The organism is Thermaerobacillus caldiproteolyticus (assembly GCF_013761245.1).
Lineage (GTDB): Bacteria > Bacillota > Bacilli > Bacillales > Anoxybacillaceae > Thermaerobacillus > Thermaerobacillus caldiproteolyticus.
In genome coordinates this window covers 44,548-66,078 of sequence record NZ_JACDUT010000013.1, presented here as the reverse complement: position 1 = coordinate 66,078, position 21,531 = coordinate 44,548, and the positions used below count along the sequence as shown (strand labels likewise).

22 protein-coding genes are annotated in these 21,531 nt (G+C 41.1%); 7 read left to right on the top strand and 15 right to left on the bottom strand.

Annotated elements, in window-relative coordinates:
• The first annotated feature begins 5 nt into the window (after positions 1–5).
• Complete coding sequence (locus HNR31_RS16175) at positions 6–1,070, top strand: FUSC family protein (RefSeq protein ID WP_181557219.1); 1,065 nt, start codon at positions 6–8, stop codon at positions 1,068–1,070.
• Positions 1,071–1,106: 36 nt separating this feature from the next.
• Here HNR31_RS16175 and nikC read toward each other — a convergent pair whose 3' ends face one another.
• From nikC to fabL, 10 genes are all read right to left on the bottom strand, one after another.
• Entirely contained in the window at positions 1,107–2,006 is a 900-nt protein-coding gene (nikC, locus tag HNR31_RS16170; protein ID WP_181557218.1) for a nickel transporter permease, read from the bottom strand.
• Positions 2,007–2,020: 14 nt separating this feature from the next.
• Positions 2,021–3,028, bottom strand: coding sequence for an ABC transporter permease (locus tag HNR31_RS16165; RefSeq protein ID WP_181557217.1), 1,008 nt, complete (start codon positions 3,026–3,028; stop codon positions 2,021–2,023).
• A gap of 320 nt (positions 3,029–3,348) precedes the next feature.
• Positions 3,349–4,911 carry an ABC transporter substrate-binding protein gene (locus tag HNR31_RS16160; protein ID WP_233414559.1) on the bottom strand — a complete coding sequence of 521 codons (1,563 nt, stop codon included), beginning with the start codon at positions 4,909–4,911 and terminating at the stop codon, positions 3,349–3,351.
• An 89-nt stretch (positions 4,912–5,000) separates the two neighbouring features.
• The gene (locus HNR31_RS16155) at positions 5,001–5,966 is read right to left on the bottom strand and encodes an ABC transporter ATP-binding protein (RefSeq protein ID WP_181557215.1); all 966 of its coding nucleotides are present in this window, start codon (positions 5,964–5,966) and stop codon (positions 5,001–5,003) included.
• Positions 5,932–6,957 carry an ABC transporter ATP-binding protein gene (locus HNR31_RS16150; RefSeq protein ID WP_181557214.1) on the bottom strand — a complete coding sequence of 342 codons (1,026 nt, stop codon included), beginning with the start codon at positions 6,955–6,957 and terminating at the stop codon, positions 5,932–5,934. Before HNR31_RS16150 ends, HNR31_RS16155 begins: the two co-directional genes overlap by 35 nt.
• A gap of 244 nt (positions 6,958–7,201) precedes the next feature.
• Positions 7,202–8,956, bottom strand: coding sequence for an ABC transporter ATP-binding protein (locus tag HNR31_RS16145; RefSeq protein WP_309505738.1), 1,755 nt, complete (start codon positions 8,954–8,956; stop codon positions 7,202–7,204).
• Between the two features lie 70 nt (positions 8,957–9,026).
• Positions 9,027–9,560: a nucleoside tri-diphosphate phosphatase gene (gene ntdP, locus HNR31_RS16140; RefSeq protein WP_181557213.1), complete on the bottom strand. Its 534-nt coding sequence runs from the start codon at positions 9,558–9,560 to the stop codon at positions 9,027–9,029.
• Positions 9,561–9,637: 77 nt separating this feature from the next.
• Positions 9,638–9,910 carry a YgaB family protein gene (locus tag HNR31_RS16135; RefSeq protein ID WP_181557212.1) on the bottom strand — a complete coding sequence of 91 codons (273 nt, stop codon included), beginning with the start codon at positions 9,908–9,910 and terminating at the stop codon, positions 9,638–9,640.
• A 146-nt stretch (positions 9,911–10,056) separates the two neighbouring features.
• Positions 10,057–10,248 carry a gamma-type small acid-soluble spore protein gene (locus HNR31_RS16130; protein ID WP_181557211.1) on the bottom strand — a complete coding sequence of 64 codons (192 nt, stop codon included), beginning with the start codon at positions 10,246–10,248 and terminating at the stop codon, positions 10,057–10,059.
• A gap of 58 nt (positions 10,249–10,306) precedes the next feature.
• On the bottom strand, positions 10,307–11,056 hold the full coding sequence (fabL, locus tag HNR31_RS16125; RefSeq protein WP_181557210.1) for an enoyl-[acyl-carrier-protein] reductase FabL: 750 nt from the start codon (positions 11,054–11,056) through the stop codon (positions 10,307–10,309).
• Between the two features lie 75 nt (positions 11,057–11,131).
• On the opposite strand from fabL, the gene HNR31_RS16120 reads away from it, so the two are divergent.
• Positions 11,132–11,356 carry a cytosolic protein gene (locus HNR31_RS16120; RefSeq protein WP_181557209.1) on the top strand — a complete coding sequence of 75 codons (225 nt, stop codon included), beginning with the start codon at positions 11,132–11,134 and terminating at the stop codon, positions 11,354–11,356.
• 13 nt (positions 11,357–11,369) lie between these two features.
• On the opposite strand, the gene mutY is transcribed toward HNR31_RS16120, so the two are convergent.
• The 4 genes from mutY to HNR31_RS16100 all read right to left on the bottom strand — a co-directional run bounded on the left by mutY (position 11,370) and on the right by HNR31_RS16100 (position 15,279).
• Entirely contained in the window at positions 11,370–12,476 is a 1,107-nt protein-coding gene (gene mutY, locus HNR31_RS16115) for an A/G-specific adenine glycosylase (protein WP_181557208.1), read from the bottom strand.
• A 343-nt stretch (positions 12,477–12,819) separates the two neighbouring features.
• Positions 12,820–13,632, bottom strand: coding sequence for a formate/nitrite transporter family protein (locus tag HNR31_RS16110; protein ID WP_181557207.1), 813 nt, complete (start codon positions 13,630–13,632; stop codon positions 12,820–12,822).
• Positions 13,633–13,673: 41 nt separating this feature from the next.
• The gene (gene fdhD, locus HNR31_RS16105; RefSeq protein WP_181557206.1) at positions 13,674–14,486 is read right to left on the bottom strand and encodes a formate dehydrogenase accessory sulfurtransferase FdhD; all 813 of its coding nucleotides are present in this window, start codon (positions 14,484–14,486) and stop codon (positions 13,674–13,676) included.
• A 442-nt stretch (positions 14,487–14,928) separates the two neighbouring features.
• Positions 14,929–15,279 carry a Na-translocating system protein MpsC family protein gene (locus tag HNR31_RS16100; RefSeq protein ID WP_181557205.1) on the bottom strand — a complete coding sequence of 117 codons (351 nt, stop codon included), beginning with the start codon at positions 15,277–15,279 and terminating at the stop codon, positions 14,929–14,931.
• Positions 15,280–15,759: 480 nt separating this feature from the next.
• Here HNR31_RS16100 and fdhF point away from each other — a divergent pair, with 480 nt between their 5' ends.
• The 3 genes from fdhF (at position 15,760) to HNR31_RS16085 (ending at position 20,699) form a co-directional block, all read left to right on the top strand.
• Entirely contained in the window at positions 15,760–18,714 is a 2,955-nt protein-coding gene (gene fdhF, locus HNR31_RS16095) for a formate dehydrogenase subunit alpha (RefSeq protein ID WP_181557204.1), read from the top strand.
• A 1-nt stretch (position 18,715) separates the two neighbouring features.
• Positions 18,716–19,201 (top strand): helical membrane plugin domain-containing protein, encoded by a 486-nt coding sequence (locus HNR31_RS16090; protein WP_181557203.1) that lies wholly within the window; start codon positions 18,716–18,718, stop codon positions 19,199–19,201.
• Positions 19,202–19,718: 517 nt separating this feature from the next.
• On the top strand, positions 19,719–20,699 hold the full coding sequence (locus HNR31_RS16085) for a metal-dependent hydrolase (protein WP_181557202.1): 981 nt from the start codon (positions 19,719–19,721) through the stop codon (positions 20,697–20,699).
• Positions 20,700–20,772: 73 nt separating this feature from the next.
• On the opposite strand, the gene HNR31_RS16080 is transcribed toward HNR31_RS16085, so the two are convergent.
• Positions 20,773–21,042 (bottom strand): YfhJ family protein, encoded by a 270-nt coding sequence (locus tag HNR31_RS16080; protein ID WP_181557237.1) that lies wholly within the window; start codon positions 21,040–21,042, stop codon positions 20,773–20,775.
• Positions 21,043–21,163: 121 nt separating this feature from the next.
• Here HNR31_RS16080 and HNR31_RS16075 point away from each other — a divergent pair, with 121 nt between their 5' ends.
• Both HNR31_RS16075 and HNR31_RS16070 read left to right on the top strand, forming a co-directional pair.
• Positions 21,164–21,325 carry a small, acid-soluble spore protein K gene (locus tag HNR31_RS16075; protein WP_181557201.1) on the top strand — a complete coding sequence of 54 codons (162 nt, stop codon included), beginning with the start codon at positions 21,164–21,166 and terminating at the stop codon, positions 21,323–21,325.
• 35 nt (positions 21,326–21,360) lie between these two features.
• Positions 21,361–21,522, top strand: a complete 162-nt coding sequence (locus HNR31_RS16070; RefSeq protein ID WP_181557200.1) for a YpzG family protein — start codon at positions 21,361–21,363, stop codon at positions 21,520–21,522.
• Positions 21,523–21,531: the final 9 nt, after the last annotated feature.

The window sequence follows — 21,531 nt, the reverse complement described above, 5'->3', positions numbered from 1 at the left end:
TTACGATGAAGCTCGGTGCCCGCATTTTAAAAACGGGGATTGCCGTTACATTAGCACTTTTTTTAGCGACCCTATTAAAATTGCCTTCTCCAGTATTTGCTGGTATCTCTGCTGTATTTGCCATGCAGCCGACCATTTATCGCTCCTATTTGTCCCTTATCGAACAAGTGCAGGCAAACGTAATCGGAGCGATTTTCGCCATCGTCGGTGTGCTTTTGTTTGGTCATGATCCTTTCATTATTGGGCTAACAGCTATGCTTGTCATTGCACTCTGCTTAAAAATGCGACTAGAATCAACCATTTCCATCGCGTTAGTCACCGTCATTGCCATTATGGAATATACAGAAGATCAGTTTATTGACTTTGCGATCATTCGCTTTTCCACGATTATGCTTGGAGTGTTGGCTGCGTTTTTCGTCAATCTGATCTTTCTTCCACCGAAATACGAAAAGAAACTCTACTATCAAATTGCGGAAAATACAGAAAATATTTTAAAATGGATTCGTGTCAATACAAGACATGCCTCTGAACATCATATTTTAAAAAACGATATCGAAAAAATGAAAGAAAACATGACGAAACTTGAACACCTTTATTTAATGTATAAAGAAGAAAGAAATTATTTTCAAAAAAATCGTTTCCAAAAGTCAAGAAAACTTGTCTTATATCGTCAAATGATTATAGTAACGAATCGAGCTCTAAACACATTAAAAATTCTTCATCGTCTCGAAAACGAACTGTATCATATGCCTGCCGAGTTTCAGCAGACGATCCGCTCACAACTCGACTGCTTACTCTATTATCATGAACAAATGTTATTAAAGTTTATCGGCAAAATAAAATGCCAATCGGACTCCGAAATTGTTAACGAGGCATGTAACGAAAAAAAACGATTGATCGAAGCATTTTATAAGTATAGCCAGCAAGGAAACGAATACCATCTCTTTTCTTTAGTTGGAGCCATTATTGATTACGGAGAACAATTAGACCATTTAGACAAATTAATTGAAAGCTTTCAGCACTATCATAAAGATGACTCTTTACCAACCAAAGACTTAGCAAACGAATAAACAGGGCTATCTCAGTTCAAGAGATAGCCCTGTTTGTCAGCTTTTCATACGCGGATCTAAGGCGTCACGCAAGCCGTCCCCCATTAAGTTAAATCCAAGCACTGTTAACATAATCGCAAGTCCCGGAAAAAACATTGTCCACGGTGCCTGTGTTAAAAAATCTTTGGAGTCAGCTAACATTTTTCCCCACTCTGGATTCGGCGGTTGCGCCCCTAACCCTAGAAACCCAAGCGCGGCTGCCTCAATAATCGCCGTCGCAATCGCTAATGTTCCTTGCACAATAATCGGTGTCATACTATTTGGCAAAATGTGATGAAATAAAATCCGCATATCGCTCATGCCAATCGCTTTCGCTGCCATAATATATTCTTCCTGCTTAATGCTTAATACACGCGAACGAATGAGGCGGCCGAAATTCGGAATATTAATGACCGCAATCGCAATGAGGGCATTTTGCAAAGAGGGGCCTAACACGGCAACAATTCCGATCGCAAGCAAAATGCTTGGAAACGCCAGCATAATATCAAATATTCGCGAAATCACTCCATCGATCCAGCGACCATAATAGCCGGCAATGATTCCAAGCAATGAGCCGGCAACGACCGAACCTAACACGGAAAAAAAGCCAACCCATAATGAAATTCTCGCTCCATAAATAACACGCGATAAAATATCCCGTCCGAAATCATCGGTACCAAATAAATGCTCTGATGACGGTGGCTGTAATCGAAGCGACAAATTTTGCTCATTAATCCCATAAGGAGCAATAAGCGGTGCCAATACTGCAAGCAGAATGAAAAATGAGACAATTCCCGTACCTACAAGTGCCATTTTGTTCTTTTTAAAACTGCGCCATCCTTCCTGCCATAAAGACACAGGCTCCTCTTGTTTTTGTACCGTTGACAGCGGCACTTGATTTCGAGCGAGTTCAGCCATGCTCGTTCCCTCCTTTATGAGTTGTACTTAATGCGTGGGTCAATTGCAGCATAGAGAAGGTCAACAATTAAGTTAATAAAGATAAAAATCGTTGCTACAATTAAAATTCCTGACTGAATCACTGGATAGTCGCGGTACCCTATTGCTTCATAAATATATCGCCCAATTCCCGGCCAGCTAAAAATCGTTTCCGTTAAAATCGCTCCTCCCAGCAATAACCCCGTTTGTAAACCGATGACAGTCAATACGGGAATAATCGCATTTTTTAACGAATGCTTGTACACCACCCAAAACATGCTTAATCCTTTAGCACGTGCTGTACGAATATAATCGGACTTCATCACTTCTAACATGCTTGAACGAGTAATGCGGGCAATAATCGCCATCGGAATGGTGGCCAAAGCCACACTTGGCAAAATTAAATGCTGCAATACTTGCATAAACTGTTCCGTATTTCCTTGTAACAGTGTATCCACTAAATAAAGATGGGTAATCGGTTCAATCGGATTTCTTACATCTTCCCGCCCTGACGTCGGCAGCCAATCCAACTGAATCGCAAATGCCCATTGTTCCATTAATCCGAGCCAAAAAATCGGCATGGATACACCAATCAGCGCCAATATCATCGCAATATAATCGAACCATGAATTTTGAAACCATGCGCTAATAATACCAGCGTTCACTCCGATGACAACGGCAATCACCATCGCCGCTAGAGACAGCTCTAATGTCGCCGCTAAATACGGCCAAATTTCCTGCGACACAGCAGTTCCTGTACGAATTGATTCCCCTAAATCTCCTTTTAACAGACCACCTAAGTATTTGATATATTGAATGTACCACGGCTGGTCGAGCCCTAATTTATGAGTTAACGCTTCTACAGCCTCTTTTGTCGCTTTTTGTCCTAAAATCACTTGAGCCGGATTGCCTGGAATCGCTCGAATCATAAAAAAGACAACCAGCGACATTCCTAAGAGAACAGGAATCACCATGAATACCCTTCGTAATGTGTAAGAAAACACGGCTCTCACTCCTTTTTCAACTGGCTATCCATTCAGAAGAACAACGCAAGCATCCCATATCCTGTAGACAAGCAGAGAAATGTCACCATCTTGACTCCCTCGATGGATAAATGCTCTTCCCCGCACAGGAGCGCCTTCCTCAAAAGAAGCCGGTTTGACACCGAGCTGCTTAAAGCATCACTTGTCCAGTTATGATTTAAGCAATTACTGCATCGATGCTGAGTCAAGGTGCAAACCGGTTAGACGCGTGCGCTAGACCGGTTTCGTTTCCCATTTATTATGAAAAAGGGAGAGGATGCACTCCTCCCCGCCACACAGATTTATTGCAACTCTACTTTTGTAAATTTATCAGAACCGGTTGGATGTGGGTTAAACCCTTTAATATTGGCTTTACCTGCTAACAATGGTGTTGAGTGTACGAGCGGGATCCATGGTGCATCTTCTTTAATAATTTCTTGTGCTTTTTTGTAAAGCTCATTCCGTTTGTTTTCATCGCTGATCGTTTGCGCTTCGACTAAAATATTGTGAAGCTCATCATTTGAATAATACGTAAAGTTGTTGCTGCCAATGCTATCTTTGTCTAATAAAGCATACAAGAAGTTATCAGCATCGCCGTTATCTCCTGTCCACCCAAGCAAGAACGCATCTGCTTCTCCTTTTGCCGCTTTATCTAAATACGTTGCCCATTCGTAAGTAACGATTTTTGCTTTAACACCAATTTTTGCAAAATTCGCTTGAAGGGCTTCCGCTACTTTTTGTCCATCCGGCATATATGGACGCGGAACAGGCATTGCCCATAGCTCCATCTCAAATCCATTTGGATATCCTGCTTGAGCAAGAAGTTGTTTGGCTTTCTCTAAATCAAATGGATAATCTTTAATATCGTCGTTATAGCCAGGAATACTTGGCGGCATTGGGTTTTTCGCTGGCTCGGCTTGTCCTGCGTAAAACGCATCAATGATCGCTTTTTTGTCAACTGCATAGTTCAATGCTTGACGAACTAATTTGTTTTTCAACGGTCCTCTTGTTGCCGTTAAACCAACGTAACCGACGTTCATGGATGGACGCTTGAAAATTTGGAAATCTTTATTTCCTTCTAACTTTTTCAAATCAGATGGATTCAAATCTTCCATTAAATCAATTTCGCCTTTTAGCAACGCATTTAAGCGCGCAGAGTTATCAGGAATAGAAACGAAGATTAATTGATTTAATTTTGGGTAGCCTTTTAACCAGTAGTCTTTGTTTTTCTCTAATACGATGCGCTCATTGCGTTTCCATTCTTTAAAAACGAATGGACCCGTACCGACAGGATGTTCCGCAAATTTGTCACCGTATTTCTTCACCGCTGTTGGGCTAGCGATCGCAAACGGCGTCATCGCGATATTTTTCAAAAATGGAGCTTGCGGACGCTTTAAGACAAATTGCACCGTGTAATCATCCACTGCTTTTACTTCTTTGATTACATGGCTTGCATCGTTTTTGTAGCCGCCAAACATCGAGCCGTAATAAGGGAATTTATCAGCATTTCCGTTGGCCCAGCGCTCAAAGTTGAACACAACCGCTTGGGCGTTAAAATCTGTGCCATCATGGAATTTGACGCCTTTGCGAAGCTCAAACGTATACGTTAAACCATCTTTAGAAATTGTCCATTTTGTTGCTAGAGCCGGTTGCACGGTTGTATCGTTCTCGTTATAGTCTAGCAATGTATCAAAAATATTTTTCGTCACTTTTAGCGATTCACCATCGGTTACTGTGGCGGGATCAAGCGCAACAGAATCACCGCCGCGACCATACACTAATGTACTTTGTGACGATTCGCCTTTTCCACTGCTTGTCTTTTCCGATTTTCCACAGCCGACAAGCACCATCGACAATGCGAGCATAAATGCAAGCAATGTCGCTATTGATTTTTTCCTCACAATGATTTCCCCCTTTTTAACGTCATTTATATCATTCGTTGTTTGCCAACTTCCTAATAAAGGTGGCAAGCAACGTAATGCCCTTGTTCTACTTCTTTAAACTCTGGGCGAGTTGTTTTGCAAATGTCCATACAAGCACTACAACGCGTATGGAAGGCACATCCTTTTGGCGGATTGGCCGGACTCGGTAAATCTCCGGCTAAAAGCTGCCTTTCTTGCTGATGCTCTGGGTCAGGAATAGGGACTGCTGATAACAGCGCCTTGGTATATGGGTGCTTAGGAGATTGGTATAACGTATCGCTATCAGCCAATTCAACAAGCCTGCCTAAATACATTACACCGACACGGTCACTAATATGCCGAACGACTCCTAAATCATGCGCAATAAAGATGTACGTTAATCCGAATTCTTTCTGTAAATCTTCTAATAAATTCAGCACTTGCGCTTGAATCGACACGTCTAGCGCTGACACAGGTTCATCAGCAATAATGAGCTTTGGATGGGTCATTAACGCCCGAGCGATGCCGATGCGTTGACGTTGTCCGCCGCTAAACTGATGGGGATACCGCTTCGCATGATAACGGCCGAGCCCTACCACTTCTAGCATTTCTTGAACGCGCTTTTTTCTCTCTTGTTTAGAGCCAATACCGTGTACGATAAGCGGCTCTTCTAAAATTTTTTCTACCGTATGACGCGGATTTAACGAAGCAAAAGGATCTTGAAAAATCATTTGCATGTCACGCCGCATTTTTCGTAATGCCGATTTCGATAAACGGGTGATCTCTTGTCCTTCAAATATGATGGATCCTTCTGTCGGCTCGAGCAAACGGAGAATCATGCGTCCCGTCGTCGATTTACCGCAGCCGCTTTCACCGACAATTCCTAGCGTTTCTCCTTTGTATACCGTGAAGGACACATCATCGACCGCTTTGACTTCACCAATTTCTTTACTAAACACTCCCCCTGTAATCGGAAAATATTTTTTAAGTCCGTTCACTTGTAACAGCGGTTCGCCCACGGTTTTGTTCCTCCTCTCTCAGCTGCAAAAAGCAACGAACTCGATGCCCGTTTTTCCCTGTTTCGTATAGCGACGGAGTTTCACGAAAACATCGCTCAAATGCGTGTTCACATCGCGCAGCAAAACGGCAACCTTGCTGAATCGAACCGGGCTTTGGCACACTTCCCGGAATCGAGTAAAGACGCTCTTTTTTCCCTCGAATATCAGGTACAGACTGAATCAATCCCACTGTGTATGGATGCTTCGGATGTTTGAAAATTGTACGCACATCCCCTTCTTCGACAATGTTTCCCGAATACATGACAATCACGCGCTGACATACTTCGGCAACAACTCCTAAATCGTGCGTAATCATCATAATCGCTGTGCCAAATTGTCGATTTAATTCTTTCATTAATGCCAAAATTTGTGCCTGAATAGTAACATCTAACGCTGTCGTCGGCTCATCGGCAATCAATAGCGAAGGATTGCATACCATCGCCATTGCGATCATTACCCTTTGTCTCATCCCACCGGACAGTTGGTGAGGATATTCCTCCATGATTTCCTCCGCACGCGGAAGACCGACAAGCTTTAACATTTCTACCGCCCGTACGCGAGCCTGTTTTTTGTTCATATCGGTATGTATCCGGATCGCCTCGACGAGTTGGTTGCCAATCGTAAATAGCGGATTTAACGACGTCATCGGTTCTTGGAAAATCATCGCGATTTCGTTACCGCGAATTTCTTTCATTCGCTTTTCGGTCACGTGAACGATGTTTTCTCCTTTGAATAAAATGTCACCGCTGACAATCTTTCCGATTCCTTTCGGCAGTAGTCCCATAATCGATAAGGAGGTGACACTTTTTCCGCATCCCGATTCTCCAACGACTCCTAAAATTTCTCCTTCGTTTATGTAAAAACTAATATCATCGACCGCCGGAATTTCCCCGTCATCTGTAAAAAAGGATGTTTTTAATCCTTTTACTTCTAACACCGGGTCCCCACTCATCGTATCCCCCCTATTTCATATGCCAGAAAAGAATTTTAGTATTATTCTGTCATTTTAATTAAAATTATGCCATGTATAGTAGGATAATACAATATATAATATTTAAAAAAAATCAAATTATCAGAATAAACCAACCACAAATGACAAACATATGAAAAAAAGCGGCTTTATCATGGATAAAGTCGCTTTTTCCATATATACTTTCTTTTTCCTAATAATATAAGTATTTTTGCTCCCTCTATTTTTATTGCTCATGATTCAATTGTTGAATAGTAAATAAATTATAATACTGTCCTTTTTGATTCATGAGTTCCTCGTGCGTACCGCTTTCAACGATTTTTCCGTCTTCAATGAGGAAAATGCGATCGGCATGGGTGATGGTCGACAAGCGATGGGCAATGATAAAGGTTGTGCGATTTTTCGCCAGTCTTTCCATTGCCTCTTGAATGTAATGCTCACTTTCTAAATCAAGAGCAGATGTTGCCTCGTCAAAAATGAGTAACGGTGGATTTTTTAAAAACACGCGCGCAATTGCAATGCGCTGCTTCTGTCCCCCGGATAATTTCACCCCGCGCTCGCCTACTTTCGTGTTGTAACCGTTTGGCAAATTCATAATAAAGTCATGAGCGTTCGCCGCTTTCGCTGCTGCAATGACTTCTTCATCCGTAGCTCCCGGTTTTCCAAACAAAATATTTTCCTTTACAGAATCGCTAAATAAAAAGCTGTCTTGAAATACTATGCCAATTTTATCCCGCAAACTCCGGACGTTGAAATTGCGAATATCAACTCCATCTAATAAAATCCGGCCGCTCGTAACATCATAAAATCGCGGAATTAAACTGACTAATGTCGACTTTCCCCCACCGCTCATGCCGACAAGAGCGATCGTCTCCCCCGCTTTGACCGAAAACGAAATGTCTCGGAGCACTGGCGGTTCATCCTTGTCATACGCAAACGACACATGCTCAAACACCACGTTGCCTTTCACTTTCTCACAACGGATAGCATCAGGGGAATCTGTAATATCATACGTTTCGTCTAAAAACTCAAACATCCGGTCCATCGAAGCGAACGACTGTGTTAACGTTGTGGAAGAATTGACGAGACGGCGCAATGGGGTATAAAGTCGGTCAATGTACCCAACGAAAGCGACCAACGTACCAATCGTTAAATTCCCAAGCAACACTTCATACCCGGCATAACCAATAACAATGATTGGGGCAATATCAGTCACCGTATTCACAACTGCAAACGCTTTAGCGTTCCAGCTCGTATGCATAAGTGCTTTTGTTAAAAAATTGTTGTTTTGTTGATGAAATCGCTTCTGCTCCTCATCTTCAATCGCAAAGCTTTTGATAACAGGCATTCCTTGTACGCGCTCATGTAAATACGCTTGCAATTCAGCTAACGCCTGAGAACGCGTTCTTGTTAACCTTCGTAACCGACCAAAAAAGTATTTCACGGAAAAAGCATAAATCGGTAGAGTGCTTACCGAAATAAGCGTCAATTTCACGTCCATCCGCACCATAATGAAAAGAGCGATCACAATTGTCGCCATGTCAAGCCAAAGATTCATAAGCCCTGTAATAATAAAATCCTTTGTCTGCTCTACATCATTAATGACGCGCGAAATGACTTCTCCCGTACGATGATTGGCATAGTATGTAAAGCTTAACTTTTGCATATGTGTAAATAAACGATTGCGGATGTCATACAGCACTTTACTTCCGGTCCATTGTGCAAAATACTGGCGGTAATATTCCACAATCGGACGAATGACAACAAAAATGAACAACATGACAATTAATGCCCACCAAAGTCGCGATGTTTTTGCGGACATGCTTAACTGCTGGCTTCCAATAATATCATCCACGACATATTTAAGCAACATCGGAATAAGAAGCGGAATAGCGAATTTAATAATCCCGATCACCATTGTAGCAATGATATGCCATTTATAAGGGCGAACAAATTGCATATAGCGCCGAATATTGTTCACGGACAAGTCCCCCTTAAAAGCAGAAAAACCTGTTTGCAACAACGAACAGGCTTTTTGCTTCCATGCCTATTTACTTTCGGTAAGAAAGAAATTTTTCATACCACATATCAATAAAATCCGGAGCAAACGGACCTTTTCTTTCATGAATCCAGCTTATGAGCTTTCGCACGTTGTTTTTTAAAATGCGGTCAATCACGTTTGGGTAGTTCATTTCGCGGCGATGCCGTTCGTATTCATCTTCATCAAGAAGAACATACGTCATATCAGGGAAGACTTTCACATCTAAATCATAATCAATGTATTTTAATGCTTCGTCGTCCCACACAAACGGCGAACTAAGATTACAGTAGTAATATATTCCGTCTTCACGAATCATTCCAATAATATTAAACCAATGCCTTGCATGAAAAAAGCAAATGGCTGGTTCTCTTGTAACCCATGTCCGTCCATCTGCCTCCGTCACAATGGTTCGGTCATTTGCAGCGATAATATAAGTGGGAGTCCCTTTTAACACCATTGTCTCTTCCCATACCCGATGGATCAAACCGTTATGCTTATAACTATGGATTTGAATGATTTCTCCTTCAACAGGATAGCCTGCCATCTTTTCTCCCTACTTTCATCTGGGCACTTCTTTTTTTATTATAACGGTTCGGTTTGGAAATGAAAACAAAAGAGCCATCAAAGATGTGGAGATGGCTCGCAAACGCGGCGATACTGTCTTTGATATGATTGAATAACCTCTTCCGTCTGCTTTTCAAACACTCTTTGAATTTCCTTTAACTGTTGCTTCATTTGTTGAATTTCTTCTTGAATCGACTGCAATTTCGCTTCGTTCTGCAGTTCGATTAACTCTTCTTCAAGCGCTTGGCAACGCTCGATTTCCGATTGTAAAAACAATAGCTGATCCATCGTTTTTAACTGTTCACTTACTAAACGGTCAAAAGGCTCCACGTTCCTCTCCCCTTTCCGCATCCTATACTCATTACATTCGGGAAAAAGAGAGGGATCTCCTTTGACTATATATGTAAAGTTGTGGTAACTTTTGTCGAGAAGCAAACAGGCGCCCTTCCCGAAAAAAGAGCGCCTGTCTAATGTTGTTATTTGCTTGAATTTTGCGCTTTGCGAGCTTCCGCTTGAGCGTTTTGTTGTTTTACTTGTTGTGCACTTGTTTCTGACGCAAATTCTGTACCGTATTGACCTGCTGCGCCAGCTTGTGCAGATTGAGCATTTTGTTGTCTTACTTCTTGAACATTAGTGCCTGCTGCTGTTTTGTTCGGTTGTTTTGCCATCGTTATCACCTCCACGTGACTTAATGTGTCCAGAAGGTGACGTTTCTATCCATAAAAATTACAAAAGTAAAGATCTTCCACCATCAACAATAATCGTTTGACCGCAAATCATATCGGCTTGCTCCGACAGTAAAAACATGACGGTATTTACAATATCTTTTGGTTCTACCATTCGTCCCGCTGGTGTCTTTGCCACTGCATCTGCTAGCAGCTCTTCGCGGTTCGGAAAATGTTTTAATGCATCTGTATCAACCGCACCGCCAGAAACGGCATTAACGGAAATATTTTTCGACGCTAATTCAACAGCTAGATAGCGCGTCAATGATTCCACTGCCGCTTTTGAGACACCTACTGCTGTGTAATTTTCTAAATAACGAATGGAACCAAGTGAACTAATGCTAACAATTTTCCCGCCTCCGACTTTTTCCATTCGTTTCGCAGCTTCCTGAGCACAAAACAATAATGCCTTACTGTTAATATCCATCGTCCAATCCCAATGTGATTCTTCAAGTTCCATCGCTGGACGCAATACACCAGAAGCAGCGTTGTTAATGAGCACATCTACGCGGCCGAACGCTTCATCCACTTGCGCAAACATTTCTTTAATCTTTTCCACTTTTCCTACGTTCGCTTTCACCACAAGCGCTTTTCTCCCTAATGCTTCAATTTCTTGTGCTGTTTGTAATGCCGCTTCCTTACTTCTCGCATAGTTCACGACAATATGATATCCTTCTTCAGCAAGGCGAAGAGCAATCGCTTTTCCGATTCCGCGACTGCTTCCGGTCACAACAGCTACTTTTTCACTCATCGATTTTTCCCCTTTACTTTTTTATGTATAAATACATAGGCTGTTTTTTAAACTATGAAAAAAGGAGGTACAGCCATGTACGTTGGTCGTGATATGACAGAGCTTTCCATGATTTCAAAATCGGAATGGAAAGATAGTGAACTTGCTTTTTTTCATCATTCGTTTCAACAAATCGCTCCATATTTAAATGCAGAAGGACAAACGATTCACCGCGAAATTATTGAAGAAATTGAAGCGCGCGGCGGTTTGAAACGAAACGAAGCCACCTATACGCAAGGCACACAGCTATCGTATGACTAAAAACAGGTGGAGACTATCCACCTGTTCCTTTCTCCTTGTACTCGTGCCAAATGCGTTGATGAGAAACAGGAAATGCATACTCACTAATTTCATGCTCATCAACAAGTTTGAGACGCTCTGTTTCCACAATGTCGCTAACGATTTTACCATAGTAGACAACAATATTCCAAATTAAATGCGAAAACACATGCTCTAAAGCCGCGAACGGCTGCTCAAGCTGGACCGTTACTCCGTATTCCTCTTTCAAAAATATTTCCAGTTGCGTTTTCGGATTTTCTCGTGAATGGACTACTTCACAGTTCGGAAACTCCCATAAATTTGCAAGCAACCCTTCACTGTCACGCTTATGGATCAGCACCTTGCCACACTCATTCTGGACAACCGCAGCCACAATCGGCATTTCTCTGACGTTCGTTTTTTTCGTTTTGACCGGTAGTTCCCCCTGCACTCCTTCATGAAACGCTCGGCAATGCGCTTGCACCGGACAAAGCAAACAGGCTGGATTTCGCGGAATACAAATTAATGCCCCAAGTTCCATTAGCGCTTGGTTAAAATAAGAAGGATTTTCTTCATCAATAATTTCTCTGACAATCCCTTCAAACAGTTTTCTTGTTCCCGCTTTCGTAATATCGTCCCATACAAGAAAAATACGCGACAGCACGCGCATGACGTTGCCATCGACAGCCGGTTCAGGAATGCCGTATGCAATGCTTAATACGGCTCCAGTCGTATAAGGCCCGACACCTTTTAGCTTAGAAAACTCTTCGACTCGATTCGGCACTTTTCCGCCATATCGTTCTTTCACTTCTTTAACAGCGGCATGCAAGTTTCGTATGCGTGAATAATACCCAAGTCCTTCCCACGCTTTTAGCACTTTTTCCTCATCGGCATCCGCTAACGCTTCTAAAGTCGGAAACTGTTCCATAAAATGATGAAAGTATGGAATAACCGTTTCGACTCTTGTCTGTTGTAACATCACTTCTGAAACCCATATTTTATAAGGATCTGTATCTTTTCGCCAAGGCAAATCGCGCTGTTCTTTTTCAAACCAGCTAATTAAATCACGCTGAAATGTGTCAATTAAAAACCCTTCAACAAATCGTTTTACTTTTTCGTTCACGTTGCTTCCTCCAAGATGGTAAACTAACGACACATGTTGATTATATCACTTTCTCCTATCCATGTAGATTGAAAAATAAGTATACGCAATCTAGTTAATTTAAAAATTATAACCAAAATATTCCTATTTTATTAAGCTTAGTCCCAGCATCATAACTGTGCTTGACGGTACTTAACTTCCAAATTTGGATAATCGAAAATAGTCAATATAAAAGGAAAAGACCAACTATCATAAATGAAGCAAACCATCCATCACAAGCTGTAACTAAGAGGCTAAGCCTATACAAAAAAGACATCTTATCCCACAGGACAAACATCCATTACAGGAAAAGATGTCTTTACTGTCATTTCGCCTCTTTTTTTAGAACTCTTATCATCGTCTCATATCTCAATTCTTTCATATAAGCTAACCAATAGAGCAGAGCAACGAATCCCCCTCCACCAACGGCGTTTCCTAAAAAGACAGGAACAAAATTGCGAAACCAATCTGTCCAAGTAGCATGCCCAGCAAATATCGCAGCTGGGATTACAAACATATTCGCAACGACGTGCTGGAATCCGATCGCTACGAACGCCATAATCGGAAACCAAATCGCAAGAATCTTTCCACCGATATCTTCTGCTCCGTATGCAAGCCATACAGCTAACGCCACTAGCCAGTTACAGCCGATTGCAGAGAAAAAAGCTTGGATAAATGTATCTTTTAGCTTCGCATCAGCAATGGCTAGCGTCTTCGCTAAAAAAGGGCCTTCAGAGGTTAATCCAACGACATGTCCAAAGACATAAGCAACAAACACGGCCCCAACAAAATTACCGATCGTTACCCAGAACCATCCCTTGATGACATCTCTAATCGTAATTTTTTTCGCTAACATAGCAAAAGTCATCGACATCATGTTCCCCGTTAACAGTTCTCCCCCGGCAATGACGACAAGGATCAGGCCTAACGGGAAAACAACAGCACCTAAAAAGTTCGCAAAACTTCCCCAGTCTTTCGGGACATTCCCGATAACGCGAATATCCAAGAGAAACCCTAATGCAATAAACGCACCAGCCAAAAATCCTAGAATTAACTGGGTCAAAAGAGGCTGCTTCGCTTTACGTGTTCCTATCTCGATCGTTAGTTGAGCAATTTGAGATGGTGTACGATATGCCAATAACCCCTTCCTCCTTTTTCTAACAAAGAATGGTATTGAAACTATTCAGGGAAACATTCCCCATCGACATCTATGATTTTTTCAGAATGAGTATATACATTTAGCGTACTATCGCGAATAAACCCCACGACCGCAATTCCTAAATCCCTTGCTAATTCTAGAGCTAATGTCGTCGGCGCAGATTTAGATAAAATAATACCAATTCCAATTTTAGATACTTTCAATAAAACTTCTGATGAAACTCGGCCACTAAAGGCTATTACCTTGTCTGCCAACGAAAGTCGATGTTGTAAACAATATCCATAAATTTTATCTAGCGTGTTATGTCTACCAATATCAGAACGCATCACGACGAGTTCACTCGGCGTACATAAGGCTGCATTGTGAATGCCTCCAGTCGCTTGAAAATCGGACGAGCTTTCCTGTAATCGTTTCATTAAATGAAAGCATTGATCAACCGTAACACGAGTCTGGTTCGTTACAGTTTTGGCTGTCCTCATATCATTATAAAAATAAAATTGTCTACTTTTTCCGCAGCAAGAACCAATAAAGCGTTTAGAGTAAAAATCTTTGCTAATCGACCGTTTCGTTGCTAATTCTACGTAAGCAAAACCACGCGATTCATCAATCGTTAGCGACTTTATTTCATCAGAAACACGAATGAGCCCCTCGGATGCCAAAAAACCAATAACCATCTCATCAAGGTGAGTCGGTGTACACACCATGGTAGCAAACTCTTCTCCATCCACCACGATAGTAAGTGGATATTCTACAGCCACTTCGTCATCTAATTTTTGGAATACACTATCCTTATATTTGATAATTTTTTGCGAATGGGTCACTGACTTGCCCATACTATCACCTCTTTTTTCCGTTCAAAAACATTTGTCACCATTATATTCGGATCTTTATTAAAAATAATTAAAAGCATGAAGATAAAAACCTTTTATATAAAAAACAAAACCGCCACATTCTCTAAATACAAAATAGTTCTACTATTTGGTATATTTAGAGAAGTGGCGGTAGTTTCAACACAGGAACGCTGTGATAAAACCAACGGCTTCAGTTGTGTATCGGGAAAAGCTTAACTGATAACAGAATCCCATTCTATTACCAAGCCAAACTTTTCATGTTTATTCTAACATGAAAACGCATTATTTAACAATATGAAATTTTACTTGAATGGTTGATATGAGCAAAGGAATGACACATTATTTCGGATTTTGTATTTTATATTTTCGAGAAAGATAGCCAAACGTCAAAATTGGATTCGCTCCTCTGTTTGTTTCTGCTTTTCTATTGCTCTGCAATTTTATCTTCAAATATAAATACAGAAACAGCAATATCTTCTTCTACGTTAATATCTGAAAATAAGTAAAGTAGCTTCGAACCTACTAAATCTTCCAATCCATCCGGCACCTTCCTTGCATACACTTCCTGAATCATGCTCGTCCGAGCAGTATGAACCATTTCCTTTCCTTCTCGTGATTGCGCAATAAATTTTTCCGTTGGCGTTAAATTTCCGTGCAATATTGTTACGGCTATATTCTCAATAAAATGCGTTTTAATTCGTTCTGGCCCCTTTCCAAACAGCTGTTTGCGAACCTTTCGGATGATATCATTGAAAGCCGCTTCTTTCTTTGACATGTAGAACCCCCCCTTTCCTTTGTGTAAAATTATAATCCTAGAAGTCACAAAAAGGGAATCAAATGAATGCTCACAGACAATCCGTAACAAATCGAAACATTTCAGGATGCCATTAAGTACACCAAAACAGCCTTTGATTTTATCTACCTCAATGTAGCCAAAAGTATAGACGACATGAACATTATTCAACTGAATCCAATTCTTCGCGAACAAACAAATACAATTCAAGCTTTGATGAAATCTTTTTTCCTTTCAAACACATAGGTTGTGTTACAAAGAGTATAGTAATATAATAGACATGACAATAGTGGAAACATAATAAGGAAACTTGTTATGTTTCTACCTCATTACCAATTGGCGGATTGGCGATTTAGTTATATTCATGCTAAAGAGCTACTCCACCATGATCAATCTGTCGAATGTACTATGACCAGATTGTTTCATGGTGGAGTTTTTTATTTTCTAAAGGGGGTTTTCTTGGTGGATGATCAATTAATTACGATTACGATTAATGGAACCGATTACAAAGTGAAAGCTGGGACGACCATTTTGCAAGCGATGAACGCTAACCATATTCCACATCCGCAAATCTGTTATGTTCCTGAAGTTGATCCCATCCAAACATGCGACACATGTATTGTTGAGGCAGATGGAAAATTAGTACGCGCCTGTGCCACTGTTGCTCTAGATGGCATGAATATTCAATCATCATCTGAGCGAGCAAAGGCAGCACAAAAGGAAGCGATGGATCGAATTCTTGAAAACCATTTACTTTATTGTACGGTCTGTGATAACAATAACGGAAACTGTAAATTGCATAACACCGCCGAGCTAATGGGGATTGAGCATCAAAAATACCCATATCGGCCAAAGGTAGACCCGTCTGAAGTAGATATGTCCCATCCTTTTTATCGTTATGATCCAAATCAATGCATCGCCTGCGGCCAATGTGTAGAAGTATGCCAAAATTTACAAGTAAACGAAACGTTATCAATCGATTGGGAAGCCGAACGCCCACGGGTCATCTGGGATGACGGGGTACCGATTAATGAATCCTCTTGTGTAAGCTGTGGACAATGTGTCACTGTATGTCCTTGTAATGCATTAATGGAAAAATCGATGTTAGGCGAAGCCGGATTTATGACAGGATTGGACAAAGATCTGTTAAACCCAATGATTGATTTCGTAAAAGAAGTGGAACCAGGTTATAGCGGCATTTTCGCCATTTCTGAAATTGAAGCAGCGATGCGGGAAACCCGTATCAAAAAGACAAAAACGGTCTGTACATTCTGTGGAGTCGGCTGTTCTTTTGAAGTATGGACAAAAGGTCGTAAAATTTTAAAAATCCAACCAACTTCTGAAGCGCCAGTCAATGCAATTTCTACTTGCGTAAAAGGGAAATTTGGTTGGGACTTTGTAAATAGTGAAGAACGAATTACCAAACCGTTAATTCGCCAAGGTGATGTATTTGTAGAATCCACATGGGAAGAAGCTCTCTCTCTTGTCGTACGAAAATTGAGTGAAATTAAACAGACGTACGGCGGTGACGCACTTGGTTTTATCTCTTCCTCAAAAATTACCAATGAGGAAAACTACCTTATGCAAAAATTGGCTCGTCAAGTATTTGAAACCAATAATGTTGATAACTGTTCTCGCTATTGTCAGTCTCCCGCTACGGATGGATTGTTCCGTACAGTAGGAATGGGCGGAGATTCAGGAACAATTCAAGATATCGCATCCGCTGGTCTTGTCATCATTATCGGGGCAAACCCGAGTGAAGGTCACCCTGTTTTGGCGACTCGCGTAAAACGAGCTCATAAGCTACATGGTCAAAAATTAATTGTCGCTGATCTTCGCAGACATGAAATGGCTGAGCGAGCTGACTTATTTATTAGTCCAAAACAAGGTACCGACCAAGTATGGTTAATGGCCGTGACGAAATATATTATTGATCAAGGCTGGCATGATGAGGCATTCATCCGTGAACGTGTTCATTTCTTTGATGAATTTAAACAAGTATTGGAGAAATATACGTTAGAATATGCCGAAGAAATGACAGGCATTGCTAAAGAAGATTTAATTCGCGTTGCAACGATGATCCATGAAGCAGATGGAACATGCATACTTTGGGGAATGGGAGTAACCCAAAATACTGGTGGCAGCGATACATCCGCCGCAATTTCCAATCTTTTATTAGCCACAGGAAACTACGGGCGTCCGGGGGCAGGAGCATTCCCTCTTCGCGGACATAATAATGTACAAGGCGCCTGCGATATGGGATCATTGCCGGCATGGCTCCCAGGATATCAGCATATCACTGATGACATTGCACGTGCAAAATTTGAAAAAGCATACGGTGTAAAAATTGATGGCAAACCAGGTCTAGATAACATCCAAATGCTTGAAGCCATTGAACAAGGAAAACTAAAAGGAATGTACATCATCGGGGAAGATATGGCACTAGTCGATTCAAATGCCAACCATGTTCAGAAACTGCTTTCTCAATTAGATTTCTTAGTCGTACAAGATATTTTCTTATCAAGAACAGCCCAATTTGCTGACGTCGTTTTACCTGCAGCACCAAGTTTAGAGAAGGAAGGAACATTCACAAACACAGAACGTCGTATCCAACGTTTTTATCAAGCCCTTGAGCCATTAGGAGACTCGAAGCCAGATTGGTGGATTATCCAAGAAATTGCTAAACGAATGGGGGCGGACTGGAACTATGCAAGTCCAAAAGAAATTATGGATGAAATTGCCAGACTAGCTCCTCTCTATTCTCAAGCTCATTATGAGAACTTGGAGGGATGGAACAGTTTGTGCTGGGGAAGCTTCGATGGCTCCCATACACCGCTTCTCTATAAAGAACGTTTCAACTTCCCAGATGGGAAAGCGCGATTCGCGTTAGCTGATTGGGTAAAACCAGCTGAATTCCCAGATGAGTATGATCTTCATATCAACAATGGACGCTTACTTGAACATTTCCATGAAGGAAATCTAACGAATAAATCTTCCGGTATTCAATCCAAGCTTCCAGATGTCTTCGTGGAAGTATCACCGAAACTCGCCAAAGAAAGAGGGATCAAAGACGGCTCTCTCGTCCGTTTGGAATCCCCGTTTGGAAGCATTAGAGTACGGGTATTAGTCACTGATCGCGTAAAAGACAACGAACTCTATCTTCCAATGCACTCAACGACAAACGAAAGCGCAATTAATTTATTAACAGGCCCAGCTACGGATCACCGTACAAATACACCGGCCTATAAACAAGCAAAAGTTCGCATGCATGTGTTAGAAGTAGATGGACCAACACCGCTTCCTCGCACTAATCCGCGCTTTAAAAAGCGAAATCCGCGAAAAGGCGTTGAAGTTCAGCGAAAATGGAAGCGTCCAGGCTATGTTCATTTGACAGACGATGTACAGGAGGTGCAATGACATGGCCAAACCGATTACAACCATTCGTAAACAAGAAATGACAGAAAAAGAAAAGCGGAAAAAGACGATAGAGGAGCTTAAAGCTCTTCTATCGGAAAAAGAACCTGCTGTCAGCGAGATACTCAACATTCTCCAAGAATTGCATGAAAGCGGAATTCTAGAAGCTATTTATGCCATGTTGAAAGCAAAAGAGGACATTGCGAAAATCCTTATTGAACAAGCAAATCGAAAACCAGTCACAACGCTCGTTAACAATCTCATGGAATTATCTGGTGTATTAACAAAAATCGATCCCGGCATAACAACGAAATTTTTGCAAAGTACGGCTTTAGGAATAACAGAAGCATATGAACAGTTGCAAACGAACGGCAAAAAAATCACTTTGTTCGAACTTCTTAGTATTTTACGCGACCCCGACGTGAATCGAGCTATTCGATTTATCATCTCACTGCTTAAAGGAATAGGAAAAGGCCTAAAAGAAGTGTAATCCCTGAAGTTTGCTTAACAGTAGCATACACCAAAATGGGAATAAAAATGTATAAACTTCATATAGTCGAATGTAAGATGGAGCTAATGTCATAAATCCAATCAGGAACCACATGCCTCTCCAACAATAAAATCAAAGACACCTTTCTTGTGAGAGATGATGACTCCTACAAGAAAGGTGTCTATAACATAAAAAGCTTCCACGAAAACTTCTCCCACATCGTTCACACGCAGATCCTGGTCAATCAATACGCTCTATGGTAGACTGACGATACAATGGTATCAACTATCACTGCCATCATTAGAGAGGCTTTTACTTTTTTGCACTTTGATATACATGATAAAACAAATCATCTACCAAATAGTGAAAATATCCTTATACATAAGAGATAGCCTTTCACCACCTACGTACGTACTATTCCATAAAAAATTCCACGATTTCATTACAATTGTCCAATCGTTGAAAAAAGACATGGATATACTATGAACTAGAACCATTACAAGGAGGTCTTTTGTCATTGGATACAGGAACACATATCGTCATGGGAGTCGCATTAGGCAGTATCGCCACATTAGACCCTGTTATCGCTCACGATCCCATGTTAGCGCAGGCGATCTTAATCGGCACTTTAGCTGGTTCACAAGCACCTGATTTAGATACGATCCTAAAACTAAAAAACAACGCAACATATATTCAAAACCATCGTGGAATTACTCACTCCATTCCTGCTGTATGGTTATGGTCTCTTTTGATTACCGGAATCATTTTTTATTTTTATCCAGAAGTCAGCATGTTTCGGCTATGGCTATGGACATTCATCGCCGTTGCCTTTCACGTGTTCGTCGATCTTTTTAATGCTTACGGTACGCAAGCGTTACGTCCATTTACAAAAAAGTGGATCGCCTTTGGCATGATTAATACGTTTGATCCGATTATTTTTTCCCTTCATCTCGTTGGAATCGGAACCATGTTTCTTGGCGCTCATCCCGGCTATACATTTTTAACGATTTACATCGTGCTCGCAGGATATTATGTTGTTCGATTTCGTCAACAAGCATATATTAAGCAAGCCATTCACAAAAAAATCCCTGAAGTCGAACATATCATTACAGTACCAACATTTCGCTTTCGTGAATGGCATTTAGCAATTACAGCAAAAGATTATTTTTATGTCGGGCGTGCGAAAAACGGTCGTATTCATCTATTAGATAAATTTGAAAAATGTCCAATTCCGAACAATCCAGTCATTGAAGCAGCAAAAAAAGACGAAAATTTATCGGCCTTTTTATCGTTCTCACCTGTCTACCGCTGGGAAGTACATGAATATAGCGACCATTACGAAGTGCGATTTACCGATTTACGTTATCGAAGTAAAGGCTACTATCCGTTTATTGCTGTTGTTCAGTTAGACCGCGATCTCAATATTGTCAGCTCATATACAGGATGGATTTTTAGCGAAGGAAAGTTGCGCAAAAAACTCGAGCTGATTCCAAACTAACTTGTTCTTCCATACACGACACGTAACCCCATATCACAAACGAAGGAGCGATTGGCATTGACCAGCCGCTCTTTTAATGTTTCAAATAATCGTCTTGGTTAAGCAAATGTTTGTATTTCGGATTCGTCGTTTGAAACTCATGTAATCGTGCGCCATATTGGTCGATCCATTGACGCACCACTCTTTCTGTTAGTTCTTTTCCTTTATATGAATATCCAGCGCGAGCATAGGTCGTTTCAAAATCTTCCCATAACAATTCGACCCACGTCCGTGCTTGTGCATAAGCAAGCGAATCATTTTTTTCCAATAAATAGTTCGTTAACCGTTCAAAGTAATCGTTCATGGTTGTCATTGTTTTTCACCTCACGTACCAATATTTGAACACATAAGACGAAAGAAACGTTCCATAATAAAAATACGTGTTGGTCATCAACACGAGTGAATGCGAAGGAGGGAATGCAACGATGCGGAATAAAGAACACAGCTTTCCCAACCAAAACAATAATAAGTTAGAAGGCGAGCCGCGCGCCAAAGCAGAATATGCTTCGAAACGAGCAAACGGCACGATCAATACCCATCCACAAGAGCGAATGCATGCTTCCGGTAAGCGGGCCGATCAATTTTAACGCTCAAACTTATCTCGATTGAGAGGTGTCACGTTATGGGTCACCATTTTCGTAAAAAATTTTACGATAATCTATACTCTAATCCTTTTCAGCAACCATGGGCAAATCCAAAACATTCCCATTCGCAAGTGAATGGGGAAACACAGCAAACGCTCGATTTAATTATTCTTGAGCGTCAAACCCGTAAACAATCGTAACGTTTTGAA